Origin of the sequence: Ralstonia mannitolilytica (genome assembly GCF_905397375.1) — a bacterium.
GTDB lineage: Bacteria > Pseudomonadota > Gammaproteobacteria > Burkholderiales > Burkholderiaceae > Ralstonia > Ralstonia mannitolilytica.
This window is the reverse complement of the sequence record NZ_CAJPVG010000019.1, coordinates 17,888-43,326: the sequence shown is the minus strand read 5'-3', so window position 1 is coordinate 43,326 and position 25,439 is coordinate 17,888. Positions and strand designations below refer to the sequence as shown.

Sequence of the window (25,439 nt, the reverse complement as noted above, 5' to 3'; positions counted from 1 at the left end):
CGAGAGCCTGCATGCCGAGTCGGTCAGCCGAGCACTGAAGATGGCGCTCAAGACGCGCCAGACCAAGCAGCAGCTGGTGCACCACTCGGATCGCGGCATCCAATATTGCTCGAGCGAGTATCAGCGCATCCACAAACGGCACGGCCTGACATGCTCGATGACCGACGGCTACGACTGCTATCAGAACGCCCTGGCCGAGCGCGTCAACGGAATCCTCAAGGGCCAGTCCTTGCTCAGCCGCCCCGCCGATCTGCAGCAGGCCGAGCGCATAGTGGCCCAGTCCGTGCACATCTGCAACCATGAGCGGCCGCATCAGGCCCTGAAATACAAAGCGCCCGATGCGGTGCATCGGGCGTCTAGTGGCTGAACTGAGTGTCAACCTATATCAGGACTTGACAGGCTGCGCCGTGTCAGCGCTGCATGCGGGCCCTAGAAATCGCGGCGCTGCACGCCCGCTTCCGTACCGAGCAGCAGCACATTGGCGCCGCGCTTGGCGAACAGGCCGACCGTCACTACGCCCGGGATGTCGTTGACGGTGCATTCCAACGCCTTCGGATCGGCAATCCGCAGGCCTGCCACATCCAGGATCACATTGCCGTTGTCGGTCTTGTAGATCTGGCCTTCCTTGGTCATGCGCAGGCGCGGCTGGCCGCCCAGCGCCGCAAGCTGACGCGCAACGGCCGCACGTGCCATCGGCACCACCTCCACGGGCAGCGGGAACGCGCCCATCGTCTCGACGAGCTTGCTGCCGTCGGCGATGCAGACAAAGACATCGGCCACCGAAGCGACGATCTTCTCCCGCGTGAGCGCACCGCCACCGCCCTTGATCATCGCGCCGGAGGCATCGATTTCGTCCGCACCGTCCACATACACGGGAATAGCGTCGACCTCATTCAGATCGAGCACCGTGAACCCATGGCCCTGCAGGCGACGCGTCGAGGCCTCCGAGCTCGACACCGCGCCGGCAAAGCGCGCCTTGTGCGGTGCCATCGCATCGATGAACAGATTGGCCGTCGAACCCGTGCCGACACCCAGCACGGCGCCCGCGGGCACGTTGGCCAATACGTAATCTGCGGCGGCCTGCGCCACCAACGCTTTCAGTTCATCCTGCGTCATCGCAAATACCCCAAGAAACCGGTCCGGATCGGAAAACCCGGTAGTGTACCGGATCGCCTGGGCGGCCCTCCCCGGCTGGCGCAGCGAAACGTGCGGAGTACAATCGATTCATCCCTCCACCTCCAGTGCTTCGCTGGCATGCACTTCGTCGGATCATGAATCAGCTCGATCAACTTAAGCAGTTCACCACCGTCGTCGCCGACACGGGCGATTTCCAGGCCATGCGCGCCTACGCGCCGCACGACGCGACGACCAACCCGTCGCTGATTCTCAAGGCCGTGCAGAAGGCCGAATATCGTCCGTTGCTGGAGAAGGCCGTGCGCGATGCCCGCAGCGACAGCGTGGAAGACATCACCGATGCCGTGCTGGTGACCTTCGGATGCGAGATCCTGTCGATCATCCCGGGCCGTGTGTCGACCGAGGTCGATGCGCGCCTGTCGTTCGACACCGAAGCCACTGTCGCAAAGGCCAAGCACCTGATCGCACTGTACGAAGCGCGCGGCGTGGCGCGCGAGCGCGTGCTGATCAAGATTGCGTCGACCTGGGAAGGCATCCGCGCGGCGGACCTGCTTCGCGCCGAAGGCATCCGCTGCAACATGACGCTGCTGTTCTCGCTCGCGCAGGCGGTGGCGTGCGCGGAAGCAGGCGTGCAACTCATCTCGCCCTTCGTCGGCCGCATCTACGACTGGTACAAGAAAGACGCCGGCGCCAACTGGGACCCGGTCGCCCAAGGCGGGGCAAACGACCCGGGCGTGCAATCCGTGCTGCGCATCTACAACTACTACAAGAAATTCGACTACCCGACCGAGGTGATGGGCGCCAGCTTCCGCAACACCTCGCAGATCATCGAACTGGCCGGCTGCGACCTGCTGACCATCAGCCCCGAGCTGCTCGCGCAACTGCAGCAATCGGATGCGCCGGTCGAGCGCAAGCTGTCGCCCGAACACGCCAACGCGGCCAACATCGCGCGTCTGCCGGCCGACGAGAAATCGTTCCGCTGGCACATGAACGCCGACGCGATGGCAACGGAAAAGCTCGCCGAGGGCATCCGCCTGTTTGCCGCGGACGCGATCAAGCTCGAAGCCCTGATTGAACCGCTGCGTGCGGCAGCGTAAGGAACCGGCTCAAGCCAGCATGGCGGGCAGGCACACGCCCGCCGGCTGGTGGATCACCAGATTGGCCGTCTCATCGAGGGCGCTCGGCTCGGGATTCACGACGATGACCTTGGCGCCGTGATCCTTCGCCAGCCCGGGCAACCCTGCCGCCGGATACACGAGGCCGGACGTCCCCACCACGAGGCATACGTCGCACGTGCTGGCCGCCTCTTCCGCACGGTAGTTCGCCACGAGCGGCAGCGGCTCGCCAAACCACACCACCCCCGGGCGCAGCATCGCACCGCACGTTGCGCAGCGCGGTGGCCTGCCAGGCTCAGCCGTGGCGATATCGCACTTGCCGCAGCCGCCCAGCCATTTGTCGGCGAACAGGTTGCCGTGCAGCTCGACCACACCGACGCTGCCCGCGCGCTGGTGCAGACCGTCCACGTTCTGCGTGACGAGCGTCACCGTCTTGCGCTTGGCCAGTGCGGCGATCGCCAAATGCGCGGGGTTCGGCTGCGCCTGCAGCACGCGCTCTCGCCGCTGCTGGTACCAGTCCCACACCATGCGCGGGTGCTTCCGGTACGCGGCCTCGGTCGCCAGGTCTTCCGGGTTGAAGCGGGACCACAGCCCGGTCAGCGCATCGCGAAAGGTGGGAACACCGGATTCCGCCGACACGCCCGCACCCGTCAGCACCATGACGTGTTCGGCCGCACCGATCCAGGCCTGCGCCTGGGCCAGCGCGGCCGCGTCGCGTGCGGCCGGCAAGTCTGCGCGCATCACTTCCTGGCAGATGCCGCCGCGCGCTGACGTACGGCCTCGAACAGGCACACGCCGCTGGCGACCGAGACGTTCAGGCTCTCCACGCTGCCCGCCATCGGGATGCTGACCAGCGTGTCGCACGTTTCGCGCGTGAGGCGACGCATGCCTTCGCCCTCGGCGCCCATCACGATCGCGATGGGGCCCTTGAAGTCCGCCTGGTAGAGATCCTGTTCAGCTTCGTCAGCCGTGCCGATCACCCACACGCCGCGCTCCTGCAGCTCGCGCAGCGTGCGCGCCAGGTTCGTCACGGTGATGTAGGGGACGGTCTCGGCAGCACCGCTCGCCACCTTGGCCACCGTAGCGTTGATGCCGACGCTGCGGTCCTTCGGCGCAATCACGGCATGGGCACCCGCCGCATCGGCCACGCGCAGGCACGCGCCGAGATTGTGCGGATCCGTCACGCCATCCAGCACGAGCAGCAGCGGCGTGCCTTCGATGCCGTCAAGCAGTTCATCGAGATTGAGCGCCAGCGACAGCGCCTCGGCCTTCGCCACCACGCCCTGGTGGCGATCGGTGCCGGCAATGCCGTGCAGACGATTGTTGTCTGCGGGAATCAGCCGCACGCCCGCAGCTTCCGCCGCCTTCAGGAAATCCTGCATGCGGCGGTCGCGGCGGTTGGCCTCGAAGTAGATTTCGTCGATCGACTTCGCGTCGTGGCGCAGCCGGGCAGTGACGGCGTGAAAGCCGATGAGGAGTTTGGATTTAGACATGGCGCGATTGTACCCGTCCGCCCTCACTCCCCGGCCGTTTTAGCGCCCCCTCGTCTTGCGCGCAGACTTGGCCGCGGCCTTGCGCGGCGCGGCGGTCTTGCCCTTGGACTTGGCGGGGCGTGCTGCCTGCTTCTTGCGCGCGGGCTTGGCATGCGCATGGCCCGGCGGCAACGCGCGTGCGCCCGGCTCGAATACCGGCTGCTCTTCGAACACGCGGTCGAGCGTCTCGTCAAACGACTCCTCGGGCTTGGCCGTCCCGCCCAGCAGCGCCGCGAGCTGGCGCGGCTTCTTGCGGCCAACCGGCGGCGCCGGCGTGGCCACGGCAGGCTGACGCGTCGCGACGCCTTCGGCCGCTCCCGTCACCTTGGCCGGGCGCAGCGCCTTGGTCGAAGGTTCCTGAATCAGACGGAAATCCATCTTGCGGGCATCGAGGTCCACACGCAGGAGTTGCACGCGCACGCGGTCTGTGAGCCGATAGCGGATGCCGGTCCGCTCGCCGCGCAGTTCGTTGCGTGCCTCGTCGTACTGGAAGTAGTCGCTGCCGAGTTCCGTCACGTGGACCAGGCCTTCCACATACAGCTCGTCGAGCTGCACGAAGATACCAAACGACGTGACGGCGCTGACGGTGCCCGAGAACTCGTTGCCGAGCTTGTCGCGCATGAAGTAGCACTTGAGCCATGCTTCCACATCGCGCGAAGCCTCGTCGGCGCGGCGCTCGTTGGCCGAGCAGTGGACGCCGAGCTCGTGCCAGATCGCCTCCGCTTTGGCCTTGTTCACGACGGCGGCCGGCATGCCCTTCTCGGCCTCGGCCTGCAGGCGGCGCGCCTTGGGCGAGAGCGCACTGTTCAGCTGCACGCCGGGCGCCAGCGACGGCACATAGCGCGTGTGATGCAGGATCGCCTTGATGGCACGGTGCACGAGCAAATCGGGGTAGCGCCGGATCGGACTGGTGAAGTGCGCGTAGGCCGGGTATGCCAGGCCAAAGTGGCCGATATTGTCCGGGCTGTAGACGGCCTGCTGCATCGAGCGCAGCAGCATGGTCTGCAGCATCGGCGCGTCGGGGCGCGCGGCGATCTTCTCCATCAGCTCCGCATAGTCGGCCGCCTCGGGCTTATCGCCGCCGCCGAGCGTCAGACCGCTCGTCTTCAGGAAGGCACGCAGCGCCTGCAGCTTTTCTTCCGTCGGACCCGCATGCACGCGGTACAGCGCAGAGTGCTTGTACTTCTCGAGCATTTCAGCGGCGCAGACGTTGGCCGTCAGCATGCACTCTTCGATCAGCCGGTGCGCGTCGTTGCGCGTGCGCGGCAGGATCTGCTCGATCTTGCCCTGCGCGTTGCAGACGATGTACGTCTCGGTCGTGTCGAAGTCGATCGCGCCACGCTCGCGTCGCGCCTTGAGCAGCGTCTGATACAGCTCGTACAGGTCTTGCAGATGCGGAACCAGCGGCGCCCGCTTGGCAGCCTCGGGGCCCTTCACGTTCGACAGGATCGACCAGACCTCGTTGTAGGTCAGGCGCGCCTTCGAATGCATCACCGCCGGATAGAACTGGAATGCCTTGATCTGCCCCTTGGCCGTGATGACCGCATCGCACACCATGCACAGGCGGTCGACCTCCGGGTTCAGCGAGCACAGGCCGTTGGAGAGCTTCTCGGGCAGCATCGGGATCACGCGGCGCGGGAAGTAGACCGAAGTCGCGCGGTCAATCGCATCGGCGTCCAGCGGATGCCCCGGCCGGACGTAATGCGACACGTCCGCAATCGCCACGATCAGGCGCCAGCCCTTGCCGCGGCCGATCTTGATGGGCTCTGCATAGACGGCATCGTCAAAGTCGCGCGCGTCTTCACCGTCGATGGTCACCAGCGGAACGTCGCGCAGGTCGATGCGGCCGGCCAGATCGGATTCGCGCACCACGTCGGGCAGTGCCTCTGCCTCGCGTTGCGCCGGCTCGGAGAATTCGTGCGGCACGCCGTACTTGCGCACGGCGATTTCGATCTCCATGCCCGGGTCGTCGATCTCGCCGAGCACCTCGACCACGCGGCCGATCGGCTGCACGTAGCGATCCGGATATTCCAGGATCTCAACGCTCACGACCTGGCCCACCTTGGCCTTGCCCTGCCCCTTGGGAGCGATCAGGATGTCGCGGCCCAGGCGTTTGTCTTCAGGCGCCACCACCAGCGTGCCGTTCTCGGAAAGCAAGCGGCCGATGATGCGCTTGTTCGCCCGCTGCAGGATCTCGACGATCTGGCCTTCGGAACGGCCACGGCGGTCGTAGCCAACGGCCCGCACGAGGGCGCGGTCACCGTGCATGGCCTTCTGCATCTCGCGCTCGGGCAGGAAGATGTCGGGCTCGCCATCGTCGCGAACGAAGAAGCCGTAGCCGTCGCGGTGGCCGATCACGCGGCCTTCGATGAAGTTGGGCTGGTGCGCCAGTTCGTAGTGTCCCTTGCGGTTGAGTTCGATCTGACCATCCCGCTCCATGGCGGTCAGACGCTTGATGAAGCCGTCGTGCTCCTTGCGCGTGACCGACAGCGCCTTGGCAATATCGGTGGCAGACAGCGGAGATCCCGACGTGCGCAGCACACCGAGGATTTCCTCGCGGCTCGGGATCGGATAAGTCGGTTGATTCAATTTCTTCTTCTAGAGTGTTGACAGGTTCGCTAAAACCCGTAATAATTGCAGCTTCGGTACACGCACACCGGCCCAGGTGGCGGAATTGGTAGACGCACTAGTTTCAGGTACTAGCGGGTAACTCCGTGGAGGTTCGAGTCCTCTCCTGGGCACCAGAGTTTAGGAACGGCGCAACGCAAGTTGCGCCGTTTTTCTTTTCCGAAGCCAGATCGTTGTTCAGTAGCTGACGCGGCATTCCGCGAAGGGCGAGAGGCATTGTGTCTCGGCTATCGTGCCGGGGCCCGGCCGGATGCACCGGTCTCAGCAGCCCCAGACGCTGGGTGGGTTCGACGCCTGGCGCATCGATCAAGGCACGCCACGCTTCAACTGACCGCGCACGCTGCAATTGGCGATACTGCAAAGCCAATCCGTGCGCGGGTTTCGAGCCAATGTTGCAGCCCGTGACGTGAGGTTACCGAAGTGGCACGCACGACGCAAGCCGCACAACCCTCCCGCTCCAACCTCACATCCACCGAATGCCGAATCAAACCGGGGGCGCCTCTCCATTGCCGGCCGTACGCGCCTTGCCGCGCTTGATCCAGGCGGCGAGGTTGTGTGGGCGCAGCGTGTCGTATTCCTCGAACGGCTGGTGGATCCACGGGTTGGTCGGCAGGAACTGCACGGCGTAATCCGGTTTGATCTTTGAGCATGCCTTGTGCCACAGCACGGCGGTACGCACCTCCGTCACCGCCGGATAACGCTCCTTCAGGTGACGCCCGACGCGCTCCAGCGTGACGCCAGAATCGACCAGGTCGTCGACCAGCAGCACGCGGCCGGACAATTCACCGCGCGTCATCGTGATGTACTGGGCAATGTCCAGGTCGCCCTGCTGCGTGCCCGCCGCCTCCCGATAGCTGCTCGTCGCCAGGATCGCCAGCGGCAGGTCGTAGATGCGCGAGAGCTGGTCGCCCACGCGCAACCCGCCACGTGCCAGGCACAGGATCTTGTCGAACTTCCAGCCCGACTCGTGCACGACCAGCGCCAGACGTTCAATCAGGCCATGGTAGTCATCCCAGGACACCCACAGGTGCGCGTCGTCGTTGATCGGCTGGTTCATCGTGTTCCTCTTCCTAACGTAAAGGCGGCATGCATGCCGCTGTCGTGTTCTCTATGTTCAACAAAAGCGCGCCGCCCAATGCAAATTCGCCCGGCGAATCACCGGGCGAATCTGGACGGTACGCGCGCGTCAGTCCTTGTACGGATGACGCAGCAGGATGGTCTCGTCGCGATCGGGGCCCGTCGAGATCATGGCAATGGGAATGCCGGCCACTTCTTCGACGCGCTTCAGGTAGGCCTGCGCGGTTTCGGGCAGCGCGCTCCATTCCTTCAGGCCGAAGGTGGAGGTGTTCCAGCCCGGGAACTCTTCGTAGATCGGCTGGCAGCGCGCCACGGCGTCCGACCCGCGCGGGAGGATGTCGACCTCCTTGCCGTCGAGCGTGTAGCCGACACACAGCTTGATGGTTTCCAGGCCGTCGAGCACGTCGAGCTTGGTGATGCACAGGCCCGACACACCGTTGATCTGGATCGCGCGGCGCAGCGCAGCGGCATCGAGCCAGCCGGTGCGGCGCGGGCGGCCCGTGACGGAGCCGAACTCCTTGCCGACATTGGCCAGGCGCACGCCGATCGGGTCCTGACGCGCCGGGTTGTCAGCGTCATACAGTTCGCTCGGGAACGGGCCGGAGCCCACGCGCGTGCAGTACGCCTTTGTGATGCCAAGGATGTAATGCAGTTGGCCCGGACCCACGCCGGCGCCGGCAGCGGCGTTGCCCGCCACGCAGTTGCTCGAGGTGACGAACGGATACGTACCGTGGTCGATATCGAGCAGCGTGCCTTGCGCGCCTTCGAACATCAGGTTCTTGCCGGCGGCGTTGGCAGCGAACAGCTCAGCCGACACGTCAGCCACCATCGGCTTCAGACGTTCCGCGTACGACAGCATTTCGTCCAGCGTCTGCTGGAAGTCCAGTGCCGGATGGTTCAGGTATTGCGTGAGAACGAAGTTGTGGAAGTCCAGGTTCTCGCGCAGGCGCTCAGCAAAATAGCCCGGGTCGAACAGATCCTGCACACGCAGCGCGCGGCGCGCAACCTTGTCCTCGTATGCCGGGCCGATACCGCGGCCGGTCGTGCCGATCTTGCTCGCGCCGCGCTTGAGTTCGCGCGCCTTGTCGATGGCAACGTGGTACGGGAGGATCAGGTTGGTCGCTTCGGAAATGCGCAGGCGGTTCTGCACCTGCACACCGGCCGATTCCAGCTCGTCGATTTCCTTGAACAGCGCCTCGGGCGAGAGCACGACGCCGTTACCGATATAGCACGCAACACCATCGCGCATGATGCCCGATGGAATCAGACGCAGAATCGTCTTCTTGCCGCCGATGATGAGGGTGTGGCCTGCGTTATGTCCGCCCTGGAAACGAACCACGCCTTGCGCATGATCGGTCAGCCAATCGACGATTTTCCCTTTACCTTCGTCACCCCACTGGGTGCCGATGACGACGACGTTGCGTCCTTGGCTCACTGCTGGTGCGGACATGTTGAATTTGCAGATGGGTTAAAAACGTATTCTACCCTTGTTGCCGGGGGCTTCCCCGAAATTGCAGGGTACTTACAGAACGTTATGCAACACCTTCAGGCTGAAGCGTTGCGGGGCTTGACGATCCAGCGGCCACCCTCGTCCACCAGTTGGCGGTCGTAGGCGAACTCATCCAGATCCTCAGGATGACCTGGGAGCGACTGGATGACGATCTCGCCGGCCGCACGCAACGCGGCAATCGCCTCGCGCAGCTTGGCGTCGCCAGACCAGGGTGCGTGGATGGCGGCGGCGCGCGCCTCGACGGGGGAAATTCCGGCGACTTCGCGCAAGTCCAGCGAGAAGCCGGTTGCCGGGCGGGCACGGCCGAATGCCTGGCCCACCTTGTCGTAGCGGCCGCCGCGCGCCACGGCGTTCGGCACACCGGCGACGTAGGCCGTGAACATCACACCGCTGTGGTAGTGGTAACCGCGCAGGTCGGCCAGGTCGATGTTGACCGTAGCTCCGCCGGCGCGCTCGGCCAGCGTCGCCAGATCGTCCAGCGCACGGCTGATCGCCGGGAGGGGCGGCAGCCGCTTACGTGCCAGATCGAGCACATCGAGCCCGCCGTACAGGGACGGCAGCAGGTTGATCGCATCGCGTTGCGCGACCGGCAACTCCGCCGTAACGGCACGCAGCGCCGGCGCGTCCTTGGACGCGAGCGCGGCGAACAGATCATCCCGCATGCTGGACGCCACGGGAGATTGCTCGAGCAAGGCCGCGACCACACCCACATGGCACAGATCCAGACGCACGTCCGCCAAGCCGGCCGCCGACAGCGCGGCCAGCATCAGATCCTGGATTTCCAGGTCGGCTTCCAGACCGGCGTGCCCGTAGATTTCGGCGCCGATCTGCAGCGGCTCGCGCGTGACGTGGAAGCCGCTCGGACGCGTATGGAGCACGGACCCTGCATAGCAGAGGCGCGTCACGCCGGCGCGGTTCAGTAGGTGGGCATCGATACGGGCGACCTGCGGCGTGATGTCGGCGCGCAAGCCAATCGTGCGTCCCGAAAGCTGATCGACGAGCTTGAAGGTCTTCAGATCCAGATCGTGGCCGGTGCCCGAGAGCAGCGACTCGATGTACTCCAGCATCGGTGGCATGACGAGCTCGTAGCCGTAGGTGCGGAACAGGTCGAGCATGCGGCGGCGCAACTCTTCAATCTTGCGCGCCTCGGAAGGCAGCACGTCGGCAATGGATTCAGGCAGCAACCAATTGGTCGGCATGGCGGTCTCGCTCGGGAATCGAGGGTCAGCGGAAATTCGTGAAAAGGCAGGAAGTTGGCTAGCGATGCAGCAGCCGCAGCAGGATCAGCCCCGCCGCCATCGACACCAGGCCAACCACGCGCAGCTTTTCATCGGGCAGCTCGGTCAGCATCTGGAAAGCACGGCGCCAGGCCTGCGGCGCCACGAACGGCAGGATGCCCTCGAACACGAGCACCAGCGCGCAGGCAGCCAGCAAGACGGAGGGGAGTGACTCTTCCATGGGATACAGGGGGCGAACGAACAAAACCCCGGCAAGCCGGGGTCTGTCCGCCTCAATCGATCAACAGCGCATTGTACTAGCGATGGCGCCCCGTCTGGGCAGCCGGCGCCGCCGCGTTGCCGCCGTTGGGGCTGCGCATGTACTTGAAGAAATCGCTGTTCGGCTGCAGCACCATCACGTCCTTACGATCGCGGAACGATGCGCGGTACGCCTCCATGCTCCGCCAGAACGCGGCGAACTGCGGGTCGCGGCCGAAAGCCTCGGCATAGATGTCGGCGGCGCGCGCATCGCCTTCACCCTTGATCTTCTGGGCATCCCGGTACGCATCGGCAAGCACGACCTCGCGCTGGCGATCGGCATCGGCGCGGATCTTCTCGCCTTCGGCGGCGCCCGTGGAGCGCAGCTCGTTGGCCACGCGCTTGCGCTCCGCCTCCATGCGGCGGTAGACGGATTCGGTCACGCTCGCCAGCAGGTCGACGCGCTTGAGCCGCACGTCGATGATGTCCACGCCGACCGACTTTCCATACTCCTGCACGCCCTTGAGGATGCTCTGCATCACGGCTTCGCGGTCTGTGGAGACCACGTCGGACACCGTGCGCCGCGCAAACTCATCGCGCGCGATGGAGTTGATCTTCTGCGTCATGCTGTCCTGCGCGAGGCGGTTGTCGCCCTTGAAGCTGACATAGAACAGCCGCGGATCCGACACTCGCCACTTGACGAACCAATCCACCAGCAGGTTCTTCTTCTCGGCCGTGATGAAGCGGTCGGCCCCGGCCACATCGATGGTCTGCAGGCGCTTGTCCATGAACACCACGTTCTGCAACGGCGGTGGCAGCTTGAAGTGCAGGCCCGGCTCCTTGATGACCTGCTTGATCTCACCAAAGGCGAACACGACGGCGTAGCGCCGTTGATCCACCACGAATACCACCGACGACAATATCGCCAGGGCAATGACCAGCGCCACGAAGGCGGAAATCAGACGGTTCATGTGCCCTCCTCTCAGCGCGAATCGCGGTCACGGTTGCGCAGCGCCTCGCGCGAGCGCGAGTCGGCGTCGGTTGCCGGTGACGGATTGGAAGGCGTCGGCACACTCTGCGCCGAGCCGCTGTCCTGCGGCGAAGCCCCGGGTGTCGTGGGCGGATGCGAGCCACCCTGCGTCTGCGCGATGAGCTTGTCCAGCGGCAGATACAGCAGGCTGCCATTGCTCTGGTCGACCATCACCTTGGTCGCGTTGGCGTAGATGTCCTGCATGGTCTCCAGATAGATGCGGTCGCGCGTCACTTGCGGCGCCTTCGCGTACTCGCGCTGCACTGAGGCAAAGCGCGCGGCATCGCCTTCGGCACGCGCGGTCACACGGGCCTTGTAACCCTGCGCTTCCTCAACGAGCCGCGCAGCCGTACCCTTGGCACGCGGCACGACGTCGTTGGCGTACGCCTGGCCTTCGGAAATCGCGCGCTCGCGATCCTGTCCGGCCTTGGTCACATCGTCGAACGCGGCCTGCACCTGTTCAGGCGGCTGCACGCTCTGCACGTTCACGCTGAGAATGCGGATGCCAGTCTTGTAGGCCGACAGGATGCGCTGGATCGACTCCGCCAGATTGCGGCTCACGGCATCGCGCCCCTCGTACAGCACGGCGTCCATCTTGTTGCGACCGACGATCTCGCGCACGGAGGTTTCGGCGGCCTGCGTCACCAGTTCCTCATCGCCGCCGCGATCGGTACGGTTGTAGAACAGGTATTCGACCGGATCGGCAATGTTGTACTGCACGGAGAAACGCACGTCGACGATGTTCTCGTCCTGCGTGAGCATCGAGGAATCCTTCAGATTCGTGTCCTTGATCTGCGTGGTGCGGCCGATCTCGAGCGTACGCACGCCCGACAGGTTGACGATCTCGTGCGACTCGATCGGATACGGCAGGCGCCAGTTGATACCCGGCGTCGCCAGGTACTTGAACCGGCCGAACTGCAGGATCACGCCCGTCTGGCCTTCCTGCACGATGAAGAAGCCGCTCGCGAGCCACAGGCCCACGAGCACCGCCACCAGCACACCGATGCCCAGGCCGGAGGTACCGCGCCCGCTACCCGGGCGAAGCGGCGTCGGACCGCCGTTGCCGTTGCCGCCTTCCTTGCGGCCGAACAGGTTGTTCAGCCGGCGGTTGAAGTCGCGCCACAGCTCGTCGAGGTCAGGCGGGCCATCCTGGGGCGGCTTGCTTTGACGCTTCGGTTCGTCCTTGTCTTCGCGCTCGGCATTGTCGTCGCCGCGACCCCAGCGGGGATCATTCAGCGAAAGCAGCACGCGCAAGCGGTGCCACAAGCCTCGCACCGGCTTGGGCGGGACCATGGAAGAAAGCTGGGTCGAAATCTCGGGCATGAGCGGTCGGGCTTGTCCTGATTGTCTGACTGCGAAAGAGTAACGGGGCATTCTATCAGCCCTGTTCGTCACCTTCGGCGGAAGCGCCGTGGCGCCGCAAGCTTTGCGACAGTTCGTCACGCTGCTCCGAAGACGCATCGCGACGGCTGTCGAAGCGCGGATCGAATTCACCACCGTCGGGCGCCGGATGCTCGCGCAGGCGAATGGCGGTTTCCACCAGCGCTTCGCGCAGCAGATCCAGCCCCGCGCCCTCGATGGCAGACACGAACACGCGGCGCACCGCCCCCGCTTCGTTGCGTTCGATGCGTGGGCCCTGGGCGCGCAGTTCCTCGGCGGCGTCGATCTTGTTCATCACCAGGATCTGCGGAATGCCGCTGGCGTCGATTTCTTCGAGCACGCGGTTCACCTGCTCCATCTGCTCATGCTTGACGGCGCTGGCAGCATCCACCACATGCAGCAGCACATCGGCGTGCACGGTTTCTTCCAGCGTGGCGCGGAAGGCCGCGACCAGCTGCGTGGGCAGATCGCGAATGAACCCCACCGTGTCCGACAGCACCACGTTGCCGAGCCCTTCCAGATAGAGCCGCCGGGACGTCGTGTCGAGCGTGGCGAACAACTGGTTGGCGGCATAGGCGCGCGCCTTGGTCAGCGCATTGAAGAGCGTCGACTTTCCTGCGTTGGTATAGCCGACCAGCGAAACCGAAAACGCATCGTTGCGGCTGCGCGCGCGGCGCTGCGTATCGTGTTGGCGTTGCAGCTTGTCGAGCTCTGCCGAGAGCCGCTTGGCACGTTCGTCCAGCATCCGGCGGTCGAGTTCGAGCTGACGCTCGCCGGGGCCGCCACGTATGCCGATCCCGCCCTTCTGGCGCTCCAGGTGGCTCCAAGCCCGCACCAGCCGCGAGGCCTGATAGCGCACGCTCGCGAGCTCCACCTGCACCTTGCCGACGTGGCTCTGGGCGCGCTGGCTGAAGATGTCGAGGATCAGGCCGGTCCGGTCCACGACGTGGCGACCGAAGAAGCGCTCAAGATTGCGCTGCTGGGCCGGGCTCAGGGCATGGTTGAAGATGACGATCTCGGCATCTTCTTCGTCTGCGGCGATCTTGACCTCTTCCGCCTTGCCGGCGCCGATGAACAGTGCGGCATCGGGCCGGGAACGTTTGCCCGTGACCGCGCGCACCGGGTCAGAGCCGGCCGTGGACGCCAGCAGCGCCAGTTCACTCAGACTTTCCTGGAAATCGTGTTTGCCGAAATCGACGGCGACCAGAATGGCGCGTGTCGGCTCCGAGCTGGAGGTGGGATGAGATGCCAAGCGGGGAAATGAAGTACGGGAGAAGCAGGGATGGGAGCGTCCCGCCGCGCGGACGGCGGCGGGAGCGAGGCAGAATCAGGCGTCGGACGCTTCGTCCACGCGGAAATTCACGGCACGAGCCGGCACCACGGTGGAGATCGCATGCTTGTACACCATCTGCGTCACGGTGTTGCGCAGGAGGACGACATACTGGTCGAACGACTCGATATTGCCTTGCAGCTTGATACCGTTGACGAGATAGATCGACACCGGCACATGCTCCTTACGCAGCGCATTCAGAAACGGGTCTTGTAGCAATTGCCCTTTGTTGCTCATGGCACACTCCAGATTTATAGGTTTAGTGATGGGTTATGGGGCTCGGAAGCCCTGGTTCAAGCAGGCGACGCAAAAAAAGTTCGTCAAAAGAGTCGGCCAGACGCGTCCAAACGACGCCGATGGCGCCTGAGGCGCCATGTCTCGAGAATTTAGCCTTAGAAATCAGGGAAAGCAAACGGAAAACCGGCGACTCCGCCATGTGAAATGGCTCAGCCGGTCGGCGGGTCCCCCTTTTGATCGCCCCTTCGTCACACGCTCCTCTTGTCGAGCGCCTCCTGCCCGGTGCTCAATCCTTGGATTGGGCGTAGGGGTTTTTGTTCGTGCGGAATTCAATTCGCAGCGGGGTGCCCTTCAGCTGGAACGCATCGCGGAAGCGGCCCTCGAGGTAGCGTCGATAGGTTTCCGGGATGTTCGACAGCGCATTGCCGTGGATCACCACGATCGGCGGATTGGAGCCGCCCTGGTGCGCATAGCGCAGCTTCGGGCGCGAAACGCCTGCGCGGCGCGGTTGCTGGAACTCGACCGCCTCCTGCAGCACGCGCGTGAGCTTGGGCGTCGGCAGCTTGATCATGGCGGCCGCATAGGCGTCGTCCACCGACTTCATCAACGCGCCGATGCCCGTGCGCTGCTTGGCGGAAATGTAATGGACGTTGGCAAACGACAGGAACTGCAGCTTGCGCTCCAGATCGTGCTTGATGCGGTCACGCGCATGGCCGGACAGGCCGTCCCACTTGTTCACCCCGATCACCAGCGCGCGGCCCGATTCGACGATGAACCCGGCGATGTGCGCGTCCTGGTCGGAGATGTCCTGCTGCGCGTCGAGCAGCAGCACGACTACATTCGCGTCTGCAATGGATTGCAGCGTCTTGACCACCGAGAACTTCTCGATCGCCTCGAAGACCTTGCCGCGCTTTCTCAGCCCTGCCGTGTCGATCAGCGTATAGGGCTTGCCGTTGCGTTCGAACTCGACGTAGATGGCATCGCGCGTGGTGCCGGGCATGTCGAAGGCGATCACCCGCTCTTCGCCGATCAGCGCGTTCACCAATGTCGACTTGCCCACGTTCGGGCGGCCGACGATGGCGATGCGCGTGCCGTGATCGTGCGCGTCCGCTGCCTCGGCAAGCTCGGGGCGCTCAGCGAACGCGAGATCCAACGCTTCGTCCACGAGATCACGCACACCGTCGCCATGCGCCGACGAAATCGCGTGCGGATCGCCCAGGCCCAGCTCATAGAAGTCCGTGGCCACGGCGGTGTACTTCATGCCCTCCGCCTTGTTCACGGCCAGGAGGATACGGCGGCCGGTCTTGCGCAGGTAGTCGGCAATCACGCGGTCCTGCGGCGCGAGGCCCAATCGGCCGTCGACCAGGAAGATGACCACGTCGGCCTCGACCACGGCCTGGCGCGTCTGCTTGGCCATCTCCGCCACGATGCCTTCCTTGGCGACGGGCTCGAAGCCGCCGGTATCGATGACAATGAACGGACGTTCGCCTACGCGGCCCTCACCGTAGTGGCGGTCGCGCGTCAGGCCCGGCATGTCCGCGACGAGCGCGTCACGCGAACGCGTCAGGCGGTTGAACAGGGTCGATTTGCCGACATTCGGCCGCCCCACGAGGGCAATGACTGGTTTCATGCTTGTGTGCCGCGCGCGAATGGCGCCACGGCAAATTCGGGTTGTTGCAACTGCGGTTGGCACCTGCGCGGCCGACGGCACGGATGGCACAGATGCAAGACGCCCGCGGGACACGCGGGCGCAGATCCGAGGCGGCATCGCCGCCCCATGTGATTCGCTTGCCGCCGCCGCGCCATGCAGCGACGGCCGGCATCACTTCGGCAGGTAACCGTACACGCCGCCGCCGCGCGTCTGCACGACCAGCGTCTGCCCGGCCACCACAGGCGCCGCACTGATGGCGCTGCCATCGGTCTTCACGCGGGCCACAAACTTGCCATCATCGGCCGACAGGAAGTGCAGCCAGCCTTCCGAATCGCCGACGATGACCGTGTGCCCGAAAGCCAGCGGCGCACCCAGATCACGCCACAGCAGCGCGTCGTTCTTCCAGAGGTCTGCGCCATTCTGAGCGTTGAAGCCGTACACGACCGACTTCTCATCGGCCGCGAACAGCCCGCGGTCCGCCTGCGTCACACCGGTCGGCGACGAGAAATCGCGTGCCCACTGCGGTGCCCCGTTGCTGAGATCAAAGCAGGCCACGCGGCCCTGGAAGCTGGCGGCACACACCTGCTGCTGGCCGTTGATGGACGGCGCACCCGTCACGTCGTTCAGGCGCTCGATTTCCGACACACCACGAGGATAGGACACCGCAGCCTCCCAGCGCAGGGCACCGTTGCTTGCGCCCAGCGCACCCAGCTTGCCACCCGGGAAGCCGAGAATGATGCTGTCGCCGGCAAAGACCATGGGCAGGCTGCTGCGCAGGTTCAGCGCAGACGGAGAGCGTTGATAGATCCACTTGCGCTCGCCATTGGCCGGATCCAGCCCCAGGATGCGGCCGTCGGTCGTACGCACGACCACGAGGCCCTGCCCGACCAGCGGTGCGGTGAGGATTTCGCCGTTGACGGCGATCTTCCACTTCTGCGCTCCCTTCTCGTCGAACGCGATCACGGCGCCCTTCTCACCTGCCACGGCGGTCAACGTGCCATCGCTGCCGGGGCCGGAAGTCAGGTCGACGTCGGCCTTGCCCTGCCACAACGTGCGCCCGCTCGCCCCATCCAGCGCCGTCACCGTGCCCCCCGCAGACGACACGTAGACGTTGCCGCCAGCCACCACCGGTTGCATGACATAGCGCCCGCTCTTGCCGACGCTGACGCTCCACACCTGACGCACGGCGAGCACCTGCTGGACTTCCTGCAGCTTGGCAGGCTCATGCTTGTTCTTGCTGCTGAACAGTGAACAGCCGCCAAGGACAGCCGTGGCTGCCAGTGCCAGCACTGCAACGCGCGCCGAATGCGCGACACCGCGCGCGACACCACCCTGCTCAAGTGCGTAAGTCATGAAATCGGAATCCTTGTGTTATGCGTTGAAATGCGCGTTGGTCAGGCCGATCAGGCACCGCCCAGGGCATCGAGCTTGAACTGAACGATCTGGCGCGCAGCCGCGTCGGCCGGACCGAACTTCTCGAGCGCCAGCTTGTATGCCGTGCGCGCGTCTTCGATCTTGTTCTGTGCCGTCAGCAGGTCGCCACGGCGGTCTGCATACAGCCCTGCAAACGCGGGGGCCGCCTCACCCGACACCAACGCGAGGCCCTGATCGTAGGCCTTCTCATCGAGCAGCAGGCCCGCCAGGCGAAGCTTGGCGAGCGCCTTGTACTCGTCGTCGCGCGCATGGTCGACGGCCCACTGCAGCTGGGCCTTGGCTGCGGCGACGTCGTTCGCTTCGTACAGCGCCTTGGCAGCCGCCAGCGCCGTCATCTCGGCATACGCAGTGCCACCGAACTTGTCTTCCATGTCGGCGGCGGCGCGCTTGATCTTCTCGGCGTCCTTGCCTTCGACAGCCTTCTGCACTTGCTCGTACAGCACGGAAGCCTCGCCCGCCTGCTTGCGCTGCCAGTTCTTCCACCCAAACCACGCGGCCACGGCCAGCAGCACCACGATGGCGATCCACGTCACCATGTTGCCGTTGTCGCGCCACCAGTGCTTGAGGCTCTCTAATTGTTCCTGTTCTTCGAGATCGTAGGCCATGCTTCGCAGAGCTTGAGGGATTGTGGGTTAGTCGCTATTCGCCACCATGGCGTCAATCAGGCGGTCGACCAGCTGGTCCGACGGCACGGTCTGCTGGGCATCGGTGGCAGGATCGCCGCGCAGCGGCTTGATCTGTGCCACGCCTTGAGCGACTTCGTCGTCGCCAATGATAACCGCATAGGATGCGCCACTCGCGTCTGCGCGCTTGAACTGCGACTTGAAGCTGCCGTTGCGCCCTTCCGGCGAGGCATGCAGGATGACGTCGAGTCCGGCATCACGCAGCCGCTCGGCCGCCACCAGGGCCTGGACCTGCGCCTCGTCGCCCTGGTGGACGATGTAGACGTCGCAGCCCTGCGCTTCAGGCTCGAGCTTCTCCTCGCGCAGCAGTTCGATGATGCGCTCGACGCCCATGGCCCAGCCGCATGCCGGGGTCGGCTTGCCGCCGATCTGCTCGATCAGCGGATCGTATCGCCCGCCACCTGCGACCGTGCCTTGGGCCCCCAGCTTGTCCGTCGTCCACTCGAAGACGGTCAGGTTGTAGTAATCGAGCCCGCGCACCAGGCGCGGATTGATCGTGAACGGAATGTTGTTGGCCTTGAGCAGTTTCTGCACGCCCTCGAAGTGCGCGCGCGAGGCTTCGCCCAGGTAATCGATCAGCTTGGGAGCACCGGCAGCCATGTCCTGCAGCGCAGGGTTCTTGGTATCGAGCACGCGCAGCGGATTGGTGTACAGACGCCGCTTGCCGTCTTCGTCAAGGATGTCCTGGAAGCCTTCCAGATACTTGATGAGATCGGCGCGGTGCGCGGCGCGCTCTTCCGCCTGACCAAGCGAGTTCAGCTCGAGCTTCAGCCCCACCAGGCCGAGGTCGTCCCACAGACGCTGGCACATGAGGATGACTTCGGCGTCGATGTCCGGACCCGCAAAACCGAGCGCTTCCACACCGACCTGATGGAACTGGCGATAGCGGCCGCGCTGGGGCCGCTCGTGGCGGAACATCGGGCCGGTGTACCAGAGGCGCTTGGGGCCGTCGTACAGCAGGTTGTGTTCAATGACCGCGCGCACGGCCGCAGCCGTCCCCTCCGGGCGCAGCGTCAAGTGCTCACCATTGAGCGCATCGGTAAAGGAATACATCTCCTTCTCGACGATATCGGTCACCTCGCCGATCCCGCGCACGAACAATTGCGTGTGCTCGACGATCGGGGTTCGGATCTGTTGATAGCCATAGGCGCGCAGCATGCTGCGCACGGCGTTGTCGAAGTGCTCCCACAGCGGCGCGTCGCTGGGCAGCAGGTCGTTCATGCCCTTGACGCCCGCGATCTTCTGCGCGCGTTGTTGTTTGGTATCGCTCATGATGTCACGTTAAAAGCCGGCGCCTCTGCGGTGCCGGCCAGTCGATTGTGCTGTGGGCGCTTATGCCGCCGTCACAGCCTGCGCCCCGTAATGGGTGCGCACATATTCGTCGACGATGATCTGGAACTCTTCGGCGATGCGTTCGCCGCGCAGCGTCTTCACCTTCACGCCGTCGACGAACACCGGCGCTGCCGGAGACTCGCCCGTGCCCGGCAGTGAAATGCCGATATTGGCGTGCTTGCTCTCGCCCGGGCCATTGACGATGCAGCCCATCACGGCCACGGTCATCTCTTCGACACCGGGGTACTGCACCTTCCACATCGGCATCTGCTCGCGCAGGTACGACTGGATGCGCGCGGCCAGTTCCTGGAACACGGTACTGGTTGTACGGCCGCACCCGGGGCATGCGATGACCATCGGCGTGAAGTTGCGCAGCCCCATGGTCTGCAGGATCTCCTGTGCCACGATGACTTCCTTCTCGCGCGGCGCACCGGGCTCCGGTGTCAGCGAAACCCGGATCGTGTCGCCAATGCCTTCCTGCAGCAGCACCGCCAGCGCCGCGGTCGAAGCGACGATGCCCTTGCTGCCCATCCCGGCCTCCGTCAGACCCAGATGCAGCGCGTAATTGCAACGGCGCGCCAGCTCGCGGTAGACCGCAATCAGATCCTGCACCGCCGAAACCTTGCACGACAGGATGATCTGGTTGCCCGGCAACCCGAGCTCTTCCGCCTTGCGTGCAGACTGGATCGCCGAGGTGATCAGCGCCTCGACCATCACGGCTCGGGCGTCCCAGGGCACGGTGCGCTTGGCGTTCTCGTCCATGATCCGGGCGAGCAGATCCTGATCGAGACTGCCCCAGTTCACGCCGATACGCACCGGCTTTTCATAGCGGCACGCGATCTCGATCATCTGCGCGAACTGTGTATCGCGCTTGGCGCCCTGCCCCACGTTGCCCGGGTTGATGCGGTATTTCGACAGCGCCTGCGCACACTCGGGGAAATCCTGCAGCAGCTTGTGCCCGTTGTAGTGGAAGTCGCCCACCAGCGGCACATCGACGCCCATGCGATCGAGCTGCTCGCGAATGGCCGGCACGGCTGCGGCTGCGGCCGGCGTATCCACCGTGATGCGGACGAGTTCCGACCCCGCGCGCGCGAGCTCCTTCACCTGGATTGCCGTGCCGATGGCATCCGAGGTGTCGGTATTCGTCATGGATTGCACGCAGACCGGCGCATCGCCGCCCACACGCACAATGCGATCACCCCAGCGGATTTCTGCCGGGCGCGAATTCCGGCGCGGCAACGGGCCGGCCAAGGCGGGAGCGCAATCGAGAGGCGTGGAGATTTCCATGGTCAGACAAAGCGCGCCGCCGACTCAGGCGACGCACCGTTCAAACATAAAACGGTTCAGGGCAACGTAGCCCGCGCCACGCGGTTGCGGGCGTACTTCTGGATATCGATCGGCGCGCCGCCAACCGTCAAGGACTCGACCGCCTCGGCATTGCCGAAGACGACCTTGAACGGCGGCGTCCCCGTCAGTTCGCGTGCATCGCCCTCTTTGGAGAGCCCGCTGCCGATCGTCTTGCCGGACTTGTCCTTGATCTCATACCACGACGCGCCCGAAAAGCGGACCGACACCGTGCCATTGCCAGCCGGTTGATCGGCGGCTTTGGCAGCCTCGCTCGCCGGCCCGGACACCGGTGCATCGACATTGACAACTGCCGCCTTGACGACGCCGGCAGCCGCTGCCGGCGCGGCACCATTGTCCGAGCGCGGCAGCGAGGGCGGTGGCGCAAGCGGCGCCGTCACAACACCGGAGGCCGGCGCGGCCGGTGCAGCGGGCGCCAGCGGCGTGGGCATCGAAGCGGTCGGCGTTTCTGGTGCAGCAGCGGGCGCAGGGGCCTCACCCGCCCGCGTCGGTGCAGGCTGGTCGCCGGCCGGCGCTTCCTTTTCGCCGGACTGCGCGCTCTGCGTTGCAGCGGTCTGCGTGGCGAGCCACGCCTTGAGCTTGTCCATGCCGGCCAGCGCGCCGCCAGCTACCAGTACCGCGAGGAGCACGCCAATGAGCCAGCGGCCACCCCCGCGGCGTCTGGCGAAGCTCGGCTTGTCGGAAAACGACTCGCCCAGGCCACCCTCCGGTCGCAAGCCGATGTTGGCTACCGACGCCCGCGCATTCAGGCGGGTGAGTTGATCGTCGACGTCGACCTGCAATGCACGCGCGTAGGCGCGGATCAGCCCCTTGGCAAACGTCATGTCCGGCAAGGCTGCAAGATCTGCCGACTCCACCGCGTACAGCTTGGCAGGCGCCACCTTGAGGCGCGTCGCCAGGTCTTCGACCGTCTGGCGCTGGCGCTCGCGGCCAGCGCGCAGCCGCTCGGCAATCTCACGCAATGCCTCGTCACGCTCCGGTGATGCGGCAGGGGGATTCGAGGCAGGCGCCGTACCGTAAGAGAGATCGGCTGCACCTGCCGCGTCGCGTTCAGTCATCCCATGCTCCTCGTTCGAAAGCCGCCTCTTCGGGCGCATTTGGGAAGCGGCGCTGCAACTGCGCGCTCCATGCGTTCTGCTGCGAGATGTCACCGAGGCGGCGGGCGATGCGCGCGCCCAACCACAGGCTCTCGGCCGTCGGGTTGCCGCGGCCGTTGACGCGTTCGATGAACGGCATGGCGCGCGCGTATTCGCGGCGCTTGTAATAGAGCTGTGCCAACGTGAGGTTGGTCAGCGGATTGTTGGCGTCGATATAGGTGGCGCGCGTGAGGCTTTTCTCTGCGCCATCCAGATCGCCCTGTCGCATCTGGCAGACACCGAGGTTGGTCCATGGTTTGGCGGGGCTGCCCGCCGCGGGTGCCTCGATCGCCCGGCGAAGCATCGCCATGCCCTGCTCGGGCTTGCCGCCCTGCGAGCACAGGAACCACCCGTAGTTATTCAGCAAGTCGCCATCCTGGGGTGCGGCCGCCAACGCCCGTCGGAAACTGTCGTCGGCCAGCTCGTGTTGCCCGAGGTTCATGTAAGCCAGCGCCCGGATGTGATACGCGCCTGGCACGTTCGGATCGATGGCGATGGCGTTCTTGATTTCATCAAGAGCCGTCGCCGCCTGGCCCGCCTCGAGATATTGCGTCGCCAACTGCAGCCGGATCGCGGCACGCCGGCTGGTGTTATCGGTCTGATCGGAGAGCGTCTTGACGTCTTGCGTCTGGGCCGGCGGCGGCAATGCGCACCCGGCGGCTGCCAGCGTGAAGACCAGACTGACAGCAGTCGACCAACGCTTCATGCGGTACCCATACGTTCAGTGGAGTCGGCTCCGACCACGGGAACCGGGACGATCTTGCCGAACTTGCCGCGCTCCGCGAGGCGCGTACGGTCCTTAACCTCACCCGCCAGCTGACCGCAGGCGGCATCGATGTCGTCGCCACGTGTCTTGCGAATGGTGGTCACGATGCCGGCATCCAGCAGCACCTGGGCAAAGCGACGGATCTGCTCGTTGTTCGAACGCTTCAACCCGGACTCCGGGAACGGGTTGAACGGAATGAGGTTGAACTTGCACGGCACGTCGGCCACGACGCGCAGCAGTTCGCGGGCGTGCTCGACCGTGTCATTGACGCCGTCGAGCATGCAGTATTCGAAGGTGATGAAGTCGCGCGGCGCGAACTCGAGATAGCGCCGGCAGGCAGCCATCAGTTCGGCCAGCGGATACTTCTTGTTGAGCGGCACGAGCACGTCGCGCAGCGCGTCGTTGGACGCATGCAGCGACACAGCCAGCGCCACCGGCAAATCGCGTGACAGGCGATCCATCATCGGCACCACGCCGGACGTGGACACCGTCACCCGACGGCGCGAAAGGCCGTATGCATTGTCGTCGAGCATCAGCGACAGCGCCGGCACCACCGCGTCATAGTTCAGCAGCGGCTCGCCCATGCCCATCATCACGACGTTGGTGATGACACGGTCATCCTTGGGACCGCGGCCGAGCTGCTTGCGCATGGCAAATTCAGCCATCCAGAGCTGCCCGATGATCTCGCCCGTGGTGAGGTTGCGTGAAAACCCCTGCTTGCCGGTCGAACAGAACCGGCAGTTGACGGCGCACCCGGCCTGAGACGACACGCACAGTGTGCCGCGCGTCTCTTCCGGGATGTAGACCGTCTCGACGGCATTGCCCTGCCCCACGTCGACCAACCACTTGCGGGTGCCGTCCGACGAGAGGTGATCGGAAATGACCGCCGGCGCCTGGATGACGGCCCGGGTTGCCAACTTTTCGCGCAGCGACTTGGCGAGATCGGTCATCTCGGCAAAGTCAGACGCGCCGGACTGGTGAATCCAGCGCTGCAATTGCTTGGCGCGGAACGACTTCTCGCCCAGGCCCTCGCAGTACGCGAGAAGGCCCTGTGCGTCGAAATCGAGGAGATTCACCACATCGCTCATGAGTTGCAACCCAAAACCGCCAATCCAGTCTAGCGTTGACGCTTAGCGGCTGTAAATGTTCAGGCCCGGGAAGAAGAAAGCCACTTCCACGGCAGCCGTTTCAGCAGCGTCCGAGCCGTGCACGGCGTTGGCGTCAATGCTGTCGGCAAAATCGGCGCGGATCGTGCCCTTCTCAGCCTTCTTCGGGTCCGTTGCGCCCATCAGGTCGCGGTTCTTGGCAATGGCGTTTTCGCCTTCCAGCACCTGAACCATCACGGGGCCCGAGATCATGAAGTCGACCAGATCCTTGAAGAACGGACGCTCCTTGTGCACGGCGTAGAACTGCTCGGCTTCAGCGCGCGACAGGTGGACCATCTTGGCCGCGACGATCTTCAGGCCAGCGCCTTCGAAACGGGCATAGATCTGGCCGATGACGTTCTTGGCCACGGCGTCCGGCTTGATAATCGAGAGGGTGCGTTCGATCGCCATCAAAAACTCCAAAAAATGAAGGTGTTACATCAAAGATAAACGTTAGATTCTAGCACGCGAGCGGCAGGGTTGGATGGCAAACGGTGCAACCGTCCCTTGCCAGAGCAGCATTCGCGAGAGCCTCGTTAATCACTCAAGCCGTCTGCGGTCGGGCGGGAGGGTGCAGGCTTAGCATCGCCTTACCGTGCGCCCAGAAAAGCACCTCCGCCGGCCGTCCTGCGACGTCAGGATCGCCCGAATGCTGGAACCGCGTGGCATGCTCTTTCCTCCAAGTAGGGACGATGCGGCTTGCAAAAGCTCACCTCGGATGCCACATTCGGTGCGTCGTCGCATTGTCTGCAATGTCATTTACCCAAGGAGTTCGCATGGACAACCAACTCAACACGTACGGTTTTGGCGCTTCCGGCACCGCCGGCGCGTTGGCCGTCCGCAACCGCGTGCTGCGCAATACCTATTGGCTGCTCGCACTTTCCATGATTCCCACCATCCTCGGTGCGTGGATCGGCGTCGCCACCGGTTTCAACCTGATGGGGCGTAACCCACTGATCGGCTTCGTCGTCTTCATGGCGGTGGCTTTCGGCTTCTTCTATGCGATCGAGCGCTTCAAGAACAGCGGCGTGGGCGTCGCCCTGCTGCTCGGCTTCACGTTCTTCATGGGGCTGATGCTCTCGCGCCTGATCGGCATGATCCTGGGCTTTTCGAACGGCGCGTCGCTGATCATGACGGCGTTTGGCGGCACGGCGATCATCTTTGGCGTGATGGCGACGGTGGCCACGGTCAGCAAACGCGACTTCTCGGGCCTGGGCAAGTGGCTGTTCATGGGCGTGCTGGTGCTGATCGTCGGTTCGGTGGCCAATATCTGGCTGCAGTTGCCGGCGATGATGCTGACGATCTCGGTGCTGGCCATTGCGATCTTCTCGGCCTACATCCTGTTTGACGTGCAGCGCATCGTGAACGGCGGCGAAACGAACTACGTCACCGCCACCTTGGCGATCTATCTGGACGTCTACAACATCTTCACGAACCTGCTGGCGATCCTCGGCATCTTCGGCGGCAATCGCGACTGAA

The 25,439-nt window shown here is 64.7% G+C and carries 23 protein-coding genes, 1 tRNA gene and 1 pseudogene; 4 read left to right on the top strand and 21 right to left on the bottom strand.

Going from position 1 to position 25,439, the window contains the following annotated elements; translation table 11 throughout:
• A pseudogene (locus KHN96_RS21975) lies at positions 1 to 355 on the top strand (transposase); the annotation flags it as partial.
• 74 nt (positions 356 to 429) lie between these two features.
• Here KHN96_RS21975 and rpiA read toward each other — a convergent pair.
• Positions 430 to 1,116 (bottom strand): ribose-5-phosphate isomerase RpiA, encoded by a 687-nt coding sequence (gene rpiA / locus KHN96_RS21970; protein WP_045786598.1) that lies wholly within the window; start codon positions 1,114 to 1,116, stop codon positions 430 to 432.
• Between the two features lie 155 nt (positions 1,117 to 1,271).
• Here rpiA and tal point away from each other — a divergent pair, with 155 nt between their 5' ends.
• Positions 1,272 to 2,231, top strand: coding sequence for a transaldolase (tal, locus tag KHN96_RS21965; protein ID WP_062739221.1), 960 nt, complete (start codon positions 1,272 to 1,274; stop codon positions 2,229 to 2,231).
• Between the two features lie 9 nt (positions 2,232 to 2,240).
• On the opposite strand, the gene KHN96_RS21960 is transcribed toward tal, so the two are convergent.
• Genes KHN96_RS21960 through rnr form a run of 3 tightly spaced genes read right to left on the bottom strand, consistent with a single transcriptional unit; the run spans position 2,241 to position 6,370 of the window.
• On the bottom strand, positions 2,241 to 2,990 hold the full coding sequence (locus tag KHN96_RS21960) for an SIR2 family NAD-dependent protein deacylase (protein ID WP_062739222.1): 750 nt from the start codon (positions 2,988 to 2,990) through the stop codon (positions 2,241 to 2,243).
• Positions 2,990 to 3,742, bottom strand: a complete 753-nt coding sequence (gene rlmB / locus KHN96_RS21955; RefSeq protein WP_045786595.1) for a 23S rRNA (guanosine(2251)-2'-O)-methyltransferase RlmB — start codon at positions 3,740 to 3,742, stop codon at positions 2,990 to 2,992. The genes KHN96_RS21960 and rlmB overlap by 1 nt, the downstream gene beginning before the upstream one ends.
• A 39-nt stretch (positions 3,743 to 3,781) precedes the next feature.
• Positions 3,782 to 6,370 (bottom strand): ribonuclease R, encoded by a 2,589-nt coding sequence (gene rnr, locus KHN96_RS21950; protein WP_045786594.1) that lies wholly within the window; start codon positions 6,368 to 6,370, stop codon positions 3,782 to 3,784.
• Positions 6,371 to 6,440: 70 nt separating this feature from the next.
• Between rnr and KHN96_RS21945 the strand changes: the two genes are divergently transcribed.
• Positions 6,441 to 6,525 (top strand) — tRNA-Leu (locus tag KHN96_RS21945).
• A 368-nt stretch (positions 6,526 to 6,893) separates the two neighbouring features.
• Here KHN96_RS21945 and KHN96_RS21940 read toward each other — a convergent pair.
• From KHN96_RS21940 to ndk, 17 genes are all read right to left on the bottom strand, one after another.
• A complete protein-coding gene (locus tag KHN96_RS21940; RefSeq protein ID WP_062739223.1) occupies positions 6,894 to 7,466 on the bottom strand; it encodes a phosphoribosyltransferase in 573 nt (190 codons plus the stop codon).
• A gap of 129 nt (positions 7,467 to 7,595) precedes the next feature.
• Positions 7,596 to 8,936, bottom strand: coding sequence for an adenylosuccinate synthase (locus KHN96_RS21935; protein WP_062739224.1), 1,341 nt, complete (start codon positions 8,934 to 8,936; stop codon positions 7,596 to 7,598).
• 95 nt (positions 8,937 to 9,031) lie between these two features.
• Positions 9,032 to 10,195: an ATP phosphoribosyltransferase regulatory subunit gene (locus KHN96_RS21930; protein ID WP_045786591.1), complete on the bottom strand. Its 1,164-nt coding sequence runs from the start codon at positions 10,193 to 10,195 to the stop codon at positions 9,032 to 9,034.
• Positions 10,196 to 10,253: 58 nt separating this feature from the next.
• Complete coding sequence (locus KHN96_RS21925; RefSeq protein WP_045786590.1) at positions 10,254 to 10,454, bottom strand: DUF2065 domain-containing protein; 201 nt, start codon at positions 10,452 to 10,454, stop codon at positions 10,254 to 10,256.
• Between the two features lie 76 nt (positions 10,455 to 10,530).
• Entirely contained in the window at positions 10,531 to 11,442 is a 912-nt protein-coding gene (gene hflC, locus KHN96_RS21920; RefSeq protein WP_045786589.1) for a protease modulator HflC, read from the bottom strand.
• A gap of 11 nt (positions 11,443 to 11,453) precedes the next feature.
• On the bottom strand, positions 11,454 to 12,824 hold the full coding sequence (gene hflK, locus KHN96_RS21915) for an FtsH protease activity modulator HflK (RefSeq protein ID WP_062739225.1): 1,371 nt from the start codon (positions 12,822 to 12,824) through the stop codon (positions 11,454 to 11,456).
• Between the two features lie 55 nt (positions 12,825 to 12,879).
• Positions 12,880 to 14,133: a GTPase HflX gene (gene hflX / locus KHN96_RS21910; protein WP_062739226.1), complete on the bottom strand. Its 1,254-nt coding sequence runs from the start codon at positions 14,131 to 14,133 to the stop codon at positions 12,880 to 12,882.
• A gap of 75 nt (positions 14,134 to 14,208) precedes the next feature.
• Entirely contained in the window at positions 14,209 to 14,448 is a 240-nt protein-coding gene (hfq, locus tag KHN96_RS21905; RefSeq protein WP_003263868.1) for an RNA chaperone Hfq, read from the bottom strand.
• Between the two features lie 286 nt (positions 14,449 to 14,734).
• Positions 14,735 to 16,078, bottom strand: coding sequence for a ribosome biogenesis GTPase Der (gene der, locus KHN96_RS21900; protein WP_045786586.1), 1,344 nt, complete (start codon positions 16,076 to 16,078; stop codon positions 14,735 to 14,737).
• Between the two features lie 192 nt (positions 16,079 to 16,270).
• Entirely contained in the window at positions 16,271 to 17,452 is a 1,182-nt protein-coding gene (bamB, locus tag KHN96_RS21895; protein ID WP_062739227.1) for an outer membrane protein assembly factor BamB, read from the bottom strand.
• Between the two features lie 50 nt (positions 17,453 to 17,502).
• Entirely contained in the window at positions 17,503 to 18,138 is a 636-nt protein-coding gene (locus tag KHN96_RS21890; RefSeq protein WP_062739228.1) for a YfgM family protein, read from the bottom strand.
• A gap of 27 nt (positions 18,139 to 18,165) precedes the next feature.
• Positions 18,166 to 19,488, bottom strand: coding sequence for a histidine--tRNA ligase (gene hisS / locus KHN96_RS21885; protein WP_062739229.1), 1,323 nt, complete (start codon positions 19,486 to 19,488; stop codon positions 18,166 to 18,168).
• 60 nt (positions 19,489 to 19,548) lie between these two features.
• Positions 19,549 to 20,835, bottom strand: a complete 1,287-nt coding sequence (gene ispG, locus KHN96_RS21880) for a flavodoxin-dependent (E)-4-hydroxy-3-methylbut-2-enyl-diphosphate synthase (protein WP_045786582.1) — start codon at positions 20,833 to 20,835, stop codon at positions 19,549 to 19,551.
• Between the two features lie 56 nt (positions 20,836 to 20,891).
• Positions 20,892 to 21,971: a helix-turn-helix domain-containing protein gene (locus KHN96_RS21875; RefSeq protein WP_045786581.1), complete on the bottom strand. Its 1,080-nt coding sequence runs from the start codon at positions 21,969 to 21,971 to the stop codon at positions 20,892 to 20,894.
• A complete protein-coding gene (gene pilW, locus KHN96_RS21870) occupies positions 21,964 to 22,755 on the bottom strand; it encodes a type IV pilus biogenesis/stability protein PilW (RefSeq protein ID WP_045786580.1) in 792 nt (263 codons plus the stop codon). Before pilW ends, KHN96_RS21875 begins: the two co-directional genes overlap by 8 nt.
• A complete protein-coding gene (gene rlmN, locus KHN96_RS21865; protein ID WP_062739230.1) occupies positions 22,752 to 23,903 on the bottom strand; it encodes a dual-specificity RNA methyltransferase RlmN in 1,152 nt (383 codons plus the stop codon). Before rlmN ends, pilW begins: the two co-directional genes overlap by 4 nt.
• A gap of 42 nt (positions 23,904 to 23,945) precedes the next feature.
• Complete coding sequence (gene ndk / locus KHN96_RS21860; RefSeq protein ID WP_045786578.1) at positions 23,946 to 24,371, bottom strand: nucleoside-diphosphate kinase; 426 nt, start codon at positions 24,369 to 24,371, stop codon at positions 23,946 to 23,948.
• Between the two features lie 365 nt (positions 24,372 to 24,736).
• On the opposite strand from ndk, the gene KHN96_RS21855 reads away from it, so the two are divergent.
• Positions 24,737 to 25,438: a Bax inhibitor-1/YccA family protein gene (locus tag KHN96_RS21855; RefSeq protein WP_045786577.1), complete on the top strand. Its 702-nt coding sequence runs from the start codon at positions 24,737 to 24,739 to the stop codon at positions 25,436 to 25,438.
• Position 25,439 lies beyond the last annotated feature (1 nt).